This window comes from Rhizorhabdus sp., from assembly GCF_018006725.1.
GTDB lineage: Bacteria > Pseudomonadota > Alphaproteobacteria > Sphingomonadales > Sphingomonadaceae > Rhizorhabdus.
In genome coordinates this window covers 1-8,049 of sequence record NZ_JAGMXV010000207.1, presented here as the reverse complement: position 1 = coordinate 8,049, position 8,049 = coordinate 1, and the positions used below count along the sequence as shown (strand labels likewise).

Below are 8,049 nucleotides of genomic sequence, written 5' to 3'. Positions count from 1 at the left end.
GGCCATGAGCGACGAGCAGGCTCGTCACCTTGCCGGAGGCAACGTCCAGCATATGGAAGCGCGGGGAAGACGAGGCTGCGTCGAAATCGCAAATGCCGATGACGTCGCGATAGCGGATGCGGCCGATATGGCGGCTCATCGCCGCCAACGCGCGCTGCCGGACTTCGCTACGAAGAGAGGGGCCCGACGAAAGTGGGGCAGCGAGAAGTCCATTCCCCCCGCTCATTCCCAGACCTGCAACCAATCCGGCGCCCAAAAGTGCGCGCCGGCTGACCGGCGTCATCGAAACATTCTGCAAGTGCCCAACCCGCTATGAAAACCGTGATGGTCATTACATAGCGGGCAAGGTTAATTTTTACATTGGGATAAACCGCACTTGTTCCGTCACCATCGGATATCGGTCCCTTTCCTTGCACGATTCATCGCTGCGCTGCGGAAAGGACCTGTGTGGACTTCGCCCTGTCGTTCGGCGAGATCGTTCAGCGCGCCGCCATCACGGCTGCGCGTCCCGGTGCGTCGCCCAACTGCGCGATCATCGCACTATCGCGTTTATAAGGATCGCCGATCCGCGTTATGCGACCGTCGGGCGTGGCCTCCAGTGTGAAGTAGGTCAGATAGACGGGAATGCTCCGCTGAAGCTGAAACACCTTGGTCTTCGACGGAGTGGCCAGCGCATCGTCCAACTGCATCTCGTCATGCAGCAGGGCGGCGAGGCCCTCGATATTCTCGACCCGGACGCAGCCATGGCTCAATGCCCGATTCTCGCGGCTGAACACGCTATGGTTGGGCGTGTCGTGCAGATAGATGGCATCGGGGTTCGGCATGTCGATCTTGATCCGGCCAAGGGCATTGGTCGGTCCCGGCGCCTGCCAGAGCATCCGGTTTCCGCCATAGGTCTTCCATTCGAACCCGCGCCCTTTGGGCATACCCTTGCTCGATATGCTCTTCGGCACCGTCCAGCTCGGATTGGCGACGATCGACTGGGCGTGCAGCGCCAGTTGGGGCGTCGGTGTGCGCGGCGAGCCGACCACGACGTTGTAACTGGCCCGTTCGACGCCATCGGTAATGACGCTGAGGCGGTAGGACGGAATGTTCACATAAAGATAGTCCTCGCCGAGATTGCGCGGCATCCAGCGCCACCTCTCCATATTGGCTCTGATCTCGGCGCGGTCGCTTGGATCGACAGCTTTGGCGTACGCGACCTTCAGCGCGGCATAGCGCTCGTCCGTCGGCAGGAGGCTGTTCAGCCATTTGTTCACCCGGTGCTCGGCGAGCGCGATGTCGAGCCCCGTCGATATCTCCACCGCACTCATCGGCTGCGGAATCTTCCAGTCGAAGCGCGCTTTGTCCTCGATCGCGCCATTGGCAAAGTCATTGGCGAGCGCAAGCGCCACGCCGTGGGCCAGCGCATCGACGCCGGGACCGGTTCGGCCCTCGTCGGCAGCCTGGCGAAGCGGGGCTACGGCATAGGCAGTCGGATCGAGTCCCTCGTCGGCACTGGCGTCGATGATCTTGAGCAGGTCCTTTATGTCGGAACTTGACCAGCGGGCCTCTCCGGCGGAGGCGATCATGGCGGGGTTTATGGCTGCTTCGGTCGTCGTGCCGGCGGGGGCCACGCCGTCGAAACACAATGCAGTCACCGCGACAAGCGGGAGGGCTGCGAGAAGGCGGAGCGGATGGAAGCGGCGGTGCTTTAGGCGCGTAAATGCATTCGAAGCCCCAGCGGTAAGGTTGGGTTTCGTGGTGTCGACAATCGACATGGCGGACCTCCCAGACTGTATGGCGAAAAAACGTCAGCCCGCACCATTTGATCCCTTGACAAGCGCAAATTTACCAAGGTCGAAGCATGGAACCGGCGCGCCGCCGGAGCGTGCGAGCTCTTCTCGCCGGCCCGGAAAGGAGACTCTGATGATTCTCGCCATAACGAGTTGCTCGACGCCGGATGAGGCGGACCGCATTGCAAGTGCACTGGTCGATGAGCGGCTTGCTGCCTGCGTCCAGATCCATGCCGCGCGCAGCGTCTATCGCTGGGCGGGCCACATTGAGCGAACCGACGAATGGACCCTGCACATCAAGACGCGGGAGGCGTTGGCCGACGCGGTACGAGACAGGATCGCCGCCCTGCACAGTTACGATCTTCCCGAATTTATCGCTCTAAGGGTTGAGACGGCGTCCGCCGACTATGCCGCCTGGATTGAAGCCGAGACCAAAATCGACGATCTGTGAGATGTAATAGGGGACGGGTTGCCTCTCGGTATCCGCACCATGGCCGTCCCGGCGGCGCTGGAGCGGCGGCCGGTCGCGGCGGTTGACCCGATACGACTCCTTCTCTATAGGCGCGCCCTTGCTCGGAAGCGGTCCGCCGACTCCGGGTGAGCTGAACATTGCCGTTGCGTGTGATGGCCCGGGGGGTTCGGTTTGACCGCCGGGGTCTTCGTGCATTTCCGCGTTACCGCTCTCGGGCGGTGCGGGAAAGGCTATTCGGGCAGCGGTAAAGTAACTCTTAGAGGTGAAGGGCTTCATGCCGACAATCAATCAGCTGATCCGCAAGGGTCGGGAACCGCAGAAGGCCAAGTCGAAGGTCCCTGCGATGGAAAAGAACCCGCAGAAGCGCGGCGTTTGCACGCGCGTCTACACGACGACCCCGAAGAAGCCGAACTCGGCGCTGCGCAAGGTGGCCAAGGTCCGCCTGACCAACAGCCGCGAAGTGATCAGCTACATTCCGGGCGAAGGTCACAACCTCCAGGAGCACTCGGTGGTCCTGATCCGCGGTGGCCGTGTGCGCGACCTTCCGGGTGTGCGCTATCACGTTCTCCGCGGCGTGCTCGACACGCAGGGTGTCAAGGATCGCAAGCAGAGCCGTTCGAAGTACGGCGCCAAGCGTCCTAAGTAAGAGGTAGATCGAAATGGCTCGTCGTCGCCGCCCAGAAAAGCGCGAAATCCTTCCCGATCCGAAGTTCGGGGATGTCGTGCTCAGCAAGTTCATGAACAGCGTCATGCTCGATGGCAAGAAGTCCGTCGCAGAAGGCATCGTTTACGGTGCACTGGAAACCATCGAGACCCGCGCCAAGCGCGAACCCCTCGGCGTTTTCCATGACGCTCTCAACAATGTGAAGCCGGGCATCGAGGTCCGTAGCCGCCGCGTCGGTGGTGCGACCTATCAGGTTCCCGTCGAAGTCCGTCCGGAGCGTTCGCAGGCTCTGGCCATCCGTTGGCTGATCAACGCGGCTCGCTCGCGTTCGGAGCACACCATGGCCGGCCGTCTGTCGGGCGAACTGATGGATGCCGCGAACAACCGTGGCAATGCGGTCAAGAAGCGTGAGGACACGCACCGCATGGCCGAGGCCAACCGCGCCTTCAGCCACTACCGCTGGTAACAATCCTGTCCATATCGTCGGGGTAGGGGAGACCGCTCCTCACCCCGACATCGGAGTTTTCAGATCATGGCCCGCAGCCACCCGCTCGCCAAATATCGTAACATCGGCATCATGGCGCACATCGATGCCGGCAAGACGACCACGACCGAGCGTATCCTTTATTACACCGGCAAGTCGTACAAGATCGGCGAAGTCCATGAAGGCACCGCCACCATGGACTGGATGGAGCAGGAGCAGGAGCGCGGGATCACGATCACGTCCGCCGCGACGACCTGTTTCTGGAACGATCACCGGATCAACATCATCGACACGCCCGGCCACGTCGACTTCACCATCGAAGTCGAGCGTTCGCTGCGCGTCCTCGACGGTGCTGTCGCCTGTTTCGACGGCGTTGCCGGCGTCGAGCCGCAGTCCGAGACCGTCTGGCGTCAGGCCGAGAAGTACAAGGTCCCCCGGATGTGCTTCGTCAACAAGCTTGACCGCACCGGCGCCAACTTCAACATGTGCGTCGACATGATCAAGGATCGTCTCGGCGCGCGTGCAGCCGTGCTGTATCTGCCGATCGGTCTCGAGAGCCAGTTCAAGGGTCTGGTCGATCTCGTCAACAACAACGCGATCATCTGGCTCGAAGAGAGCCTGGGCGCGAAGTTCGAGATCCGCGACATCCCCGAAGACATGAAGGACGCCGCTGCCGTCGCCCGCGCCGAGCTGATCGAGATCGCGGTCGAGCAGGACGACGAGGCGATGGAAGCCTATCTCGAGGGCAACGAGCCGGATGCGGCCACGCTCAAGAGCCTGATCCGCAAGGGTACGCTGAACTTCTCGTTCGTTCCGGTTCTCTGCGGCTCGGCGTTCAAGAACAAGGGCGTTCAGCCGCTGCTCGACGCCGTTGTCGACTATCTGCCGAGCCCGCTCGACATTCCCGACGTTCAGGGCGTCAAGCTCGACGGTGAGACCCCGGACACGCGTCCGGCGGACGACGGCGCGCCGATGTCGGCGCTGGCCTTCAAGATCATGAACGATCCGTTCGTCGGATCGCTCACTTTCGCGCGCATCTACTCGGGCAAGCTCGAAAAGGGCACCTACCTGAACAGCGTGAAGGACAAGAAGGAAAAGATCGGCCGCATGCTGCTGATGCATGCGAACAGCCGCGAGGACATCGATGAGGCCTATGCCGGCGATATCGTCGCTCTGGCCGGCCTCAAGGAGACCACGACCGGCGACACGCTGTGTTCGCCGAGCGCTCCGATCATCCTCGAGCGCATGGAGTTCCCGGACCCCGTGATCGAGCTGTCGGTGGAGCCGAAGACCAAGGCCGACCAGGAGAAGATGGGCATCGCCCTCAACCGTCTCGCTGCCGAGGATCCTTCGTTCCGCGTTTCGACCGACCATGAGTCGGGCCAGACGATCATCAAGGGCATGGGCGAGCTTCACCTCGAAATCCTCGTCGACCGCATGCGTCGCGAGTTCAAGGTCGAGGCGAACGTCGGTGCTCCGCAGGTCGCCTATCGCGAATATCTGAAGAAGCCGGTCGAGCTGATCTACACCCACAAGAAGCAGTCGGGCGGCTCGGGCCAGTTCGGCGAAGTCAAGGTGCAGGTCAAGCCGGGCGAACGCGGCACCGGTTTCGTCTTCAAGGACGAAATCAAGGGCGGCAACATCCCGCGCGAATATATCCCTGCGGTCGAAAAGGGTATGCGCGAGACGTCCGAAGGCGGTTCGCTGATCGGCTTCCCGATCGTCGACGTCGAGGTTCACCTGGTCGACGGTAAGTATCACGACGTCGACTCGTCGGCTCTGGCCTTCGAAATCGCCGGCCGTGGTGCGATGCGTGAGGCGGCCCAGAAGGCCGGCATCACCATCCTCGAACCGATCATGAAGGTCGAAGTCGTGACCCCGGAAGATTATCTGGGCGATGTCATCGGCGACATGAACAGCCGTCGTGGCCAGATCCAGGGCACCGACAGCCGCGGTAACGCACAGGTCGTCGAGGCGATGGTGCCGCTCGCGAACATGTTCGGCTATGTGAACCAGCTGCGCTCGTTCACCCAGGGCCGTGCGCAGTACACGATGCAGTTCTCGCATTATGACGAAGTGCCCGCCAACGTTGCCGAGGAAGTCAAGGCAAAGCTGGCATAATCCGAAATTTGTGGTTATGGGCGCGTCCGCATCGGGCGGCGCGTCCGGCAATTGATTCGAAGAGAAGAGGCAAAAAATGGCTAAGGCTAAGTTTGAGCGGACCAAGCCGCACTGCAATATCGGCACCATCGGCCACGTCGACCACGGCAAGACGTCGCTCACGGCAGCCATCACCAAGGTCCTCGCCGAAACCGGCGGCGCGACCTTCGTCGACTACGCCAACATCGACAAGGCGCCGGAAGAGCGCGAGCGCGGCATCACCATCTCGACCGCGCACGTCGAGTATGAGACCGCCCAGCGCCACTATGCGCACGTCGACTGCCCGGGCCACGCCGACTATGTGAAGAACATGATCACCGGCGCCGCGCAGATGGACGGCGGTATCCTCGTCGTCTCGGCCACCGACGGTCCGATGCCGCAGACCCGCGAGCACATCCTGCTCGCCCGTCAGGTCGGCGTTCCCGCGCTCGTCGTGTTCATGAACAAGGTCGACATGGTCGACGACGAAGAGATCCTGGAGCTCGTCGAGCTCGAGGTTCGCGAGCTGCTCTCGTCCTACGAGTTCCCGGGCGACGACATCCCCGTCATCAAGGGCTCGGCTCTGTGCGCCCTCGAAGGCAAGAAGCCCGAGATCGGCCATGACGCCGTCCTCGAGCTGATGCGCGCCGTCGACGAGTACATCCCGCAGCCGGAGCGTCCGCTCGACCGTCCGTTCCTGATGCCGATCGAAGACGTGTTCTCGATCTCGGGTCGCGGCACCGTCGTCACCGGCCGCGTCGAGACCGGCATGGTCAAGGTCGGCGAGGAAGTCGAGATCGTCGGCATCAAGGACACCCGCAAGACCACTGTCACGGGCGTCGAAATGTTCCGCAAGTTGCTCGACAGCGGCCAGGCCGGCGACAACATCGGCGCGCTGCTGCGCGGCGTTGGTCGTGAGGAAGTCGAGCGCGGTCAGGTTCTGGCCAAGCCGGGTTCGATCACCCCGCACACCGAGTTCTCGTCGGAAGTCTACGTGCTGTCGAAGGAAGAGGGTGGCCGTCACACGCCGTTCTTCGCCAACTACCGCCCGCAGTTCTACTTCCGCACCACGGACGTCACCGGCACCGTCGAACTGCCTGAGGGCACCGAGATGGTCATGCCCGGCGACAACGTGAAGCTCGGCGTCAAGCTCATCGCGCCGATTGCGATGGAAGAAGGTCTTCGCTTCTCGATCCGTGAAGGCGGCCGCACCGTCGGCGCCGGGGTTGTCAGCTCGATCTCGAAGTAATATAGACGCAGTCGAAACGGGCCGGCCGGCCCCCTCGGGGGTCGGCCGGTTCGCTTTTGTCATAGGTTAGAAGGCGGCACTTTCGCCGCACGGCTCTTTCGCATCGGTGCAGGACATGGAAACGCAGAATATCCGTATTCGCCTCAAGGCTTTCGATCATCGTGTGCTCGATCAGGCCACTGGCGACATCGCAGACACCGCCCGCCGTACCGGCGCGCTCATCCGTGGCCCGATCCCGTTGCCCACCCGCATCGAGAAGTTCACCGTGAACCGCGGTCCTCACATCGACAAGAAGTCGCGTGAGCAGTTCGAGGTGCGTACCTACAAGCGTCTGCTGGACATCGTCCAGCCGACCCCGCAGACCGTCGATGCACTAATGAAGCTCGACCTCGCGGCAGGTGTTGATGTCGAGATCAAACTGGCCTAAAGGGCCTGCAGCGCGCGGGAGTCGAATCGCTCCCGCGCTTCTCGTTTTTCCGGCCAACCGGCCCGGATGACGAACTGACAGGGATACCGGCCGTGATCCTTCCTGGATCCGGTGCCCGAGTCCCCGCCATTCGCAGTAATGCGGAACTCTGGCCCTGGCGGGGGCTATGTCTGATTTGGGCTGGGGGCTCCGGTTGACGCCGGGGCTTTTTTCGTGGGCACGCTCGCCGCTAACGCGAGCCTCTGTTGTGGAAGGAACGGATCATGCGCACAGGCGTGATCGCTAAGAAGATGGGTATGACCCGCCTGTTCCAGGAAGATGGCCGGCACGTTCCGGTTACTGTCCTGGCACTGGAAAATGTTCAGGTTGTCGCTCGCCGTGAGATGGATCGTGACGGTTATGTCGCGGTGCAACTCGGTGCCGGCTCTGCGAAGCCGAAGAATCTCTCGAAGCCGGAGCGCGGCCATTTCGGCAAGGCCGAAGTGGAGCCGAAGGCGATCCTCGCCGAGTTCCGCGTGTCGGAAGATGGCCTGCTTGACGTTGGTGCCGAGATTTCGGCGGACCATTTCGTCGCCGGTCAGCTCGTCGACATCTCCGGCAAGACCCAGGGTAAGGGTTTTGCGGGCGGCATGAAGCGTTGGGGTTTCGGCGGTCTCCGCGCGACCCACGGCGTGTCCGTCTCGCACCGCTCGCTGGGTTCGACCGGTAACCGTCAGGATCCGGGCCGCGTCTTCAAGAACAAGAAGATGGCCGGTCATATGGGTGACAAGCAGCGCACCCAGCAGAACCTCGAAATCGTGCAGACCGACGCCGAGCGTGGCCTCCTCTTCGTCCAGGGC

Annotated in this window: 8 protein-coding genes and 1 pseudogene; 7 read left to right on the top strand and 2 right to left on the bottom strand. The window is 62.4% G+C overall.

The genetic code is table 11. The annotated features are described in order from the left end of the window. Positions 1–283: pseudogene (locus KAY22_RS21230) on the bottom strand (hypothetical protein); the annotation flags it as partial. Positions 284–479: 196 nt separating this feature from the next. Next, on the bottom strand, positions 480–1,760 hold the full coding sequence (locus tag KAY22_RS21225) for a L,D-transpeptidase family protein (RefSeq protein WP_296625222.1): 1,281 nt from the start codon (positions 1,758–1,760) through the stop codon (positions 480–482). Between the two features lie 148 nt (positions 1,761–1,908). Between KAY22_RS21225 and cutA the strand changes: the two genes are divergently transcribed. From cutA to rplC, 7 genes are all read left to right on the top strand, one after another. After that, complete coding sequence (gene cutA, locus KAY22_RS21220; RefSeq protein WP_296625220.1) at positions 1,909–2,226, top strand: divalent-cation tolerance protein CutA; 318 nt, start codon at positions 1,909–1,911, stop codon at positions 2,224–2,226. 295 nt (positions 2,227–2,521) lie between these two features. Beyond that, positions 2,522–2,893 (top strand): 30S ribosomal protein S12, encoded by a 372-nt coding sequence (rpsL, locus tag KAY22_RS21215; RefSeq protein WP_011952201.1) that lies wholly within the window; start codon positions 2,522–2,524, stop codon positions 2,891–2,893. 13 nt (positions 2,894–2,906) lie between these two features. After that, positions 2,907–3,377, top strand: coding sequence for a 30S ribosomal protein S7 (rpsG, locus tag KAY22_RS21210; protein WP_165324456.1), 471 nt, complete (start codon positions 2,907–2,909; stop codon positions 3,375–3,377). Positions 3,378–3,443: 66 nt separating this feature from the next. After that, positions 3,444–5,516 (top strand): elongation factor G, encoded by a 2,073-nt coding sequence (gene fusA / locus KAY22_RS21205; protein ID WP_296625219.1) that lies wholly within the window; start codon positions 3,444–3,446, stop codon positions 5,514–5,516. 76 nt (positions 5,517–5,592) lie between these two features. Further along, positions 5,593–6,783 carry an elongation factor Tu gene (tuf, locus tag KAY22_RS21200; protein ID WP_296625218.1) on the top strand — a complete coding sequence of 397 codons (1,191 nt, stop codon included), beginning with the start codon at positions 5,593–5,595 and terminating at the stop codon, positions 6,781–6,783. Positions 6,784–6,898: 115 nt separating this feature from the next. After that, a complete protein-coding gene (gene rpsJ / locus KAY22_RS21195) occupies positions 6,899–7,210 on the top strand; it encodes a 30S ribosomal protein S10 (protein ID WP_011952197.1) in 312 nt (103 codons plus the stop codon). Between the two features lie 263 nt (positions 7,211–7,473). Continuing rightward, the coding region (gene rplC / locus KAY22_RS21190) for a 50S ribosomal protein L3 (protein WP_296625217.1) at positions 7,474–8,049 on the top strand (576 nt) is incomplete at its 3' end.

What these genes read in the sequence shown, in the direction of transcription:
- fusA (WP_296625219.1), top strand. Translation starts at nt 3,444, where the DNA reads ATGGCCCGCAGCCACCCGCTCGCCAAATATCGTAACATCGGCATCATG.
- rpsJ (WP_011952197.1), top strand. Translation starts at nt 6,899, where the DNA reads ATGGAAACGCAGAATATCCGTATTCGCCTCAAGGCTTTCGATCATCGT.
- tuf (WP_296625218.1), top strand. Translation starts at nt 5,593, where the DNA reads ATGGCTAAGGCTAAGTTTGAGCGGACCAAGCCGCACTGCAATATCGGC.
- rpsG (WP_165324456.1), top strand. Translation starts at nt 2,907, where the DNA reads ATGGCTCGTCGTCGCCGCCCAGAAAAGCGCGAAATCCTTCCCGATCCG.
- KAY22_RS21225 (WP_296625222.1), bottom strand. Translation starts at nt 1,760, where the DNA reads ATGTCGATTGTCGACACCACGAAACCCAACCTTACCGCTGGGGCTTCG.
- rpsL (WP_011952201.1), top strand. Translation starts at nt 2,522, where the DNA reads ATGCCGACAATCAATCAGCTGATCCGCAAGGGTCGGGAACCGCAGAAG.
- cutA (WP_296625220.1), top strand. Translation starts at nt 1,909, where the DNA reads ATGATTCTCGCCATAACGAGTTGCTCGACGCCGGATGAGGCGGACCGC.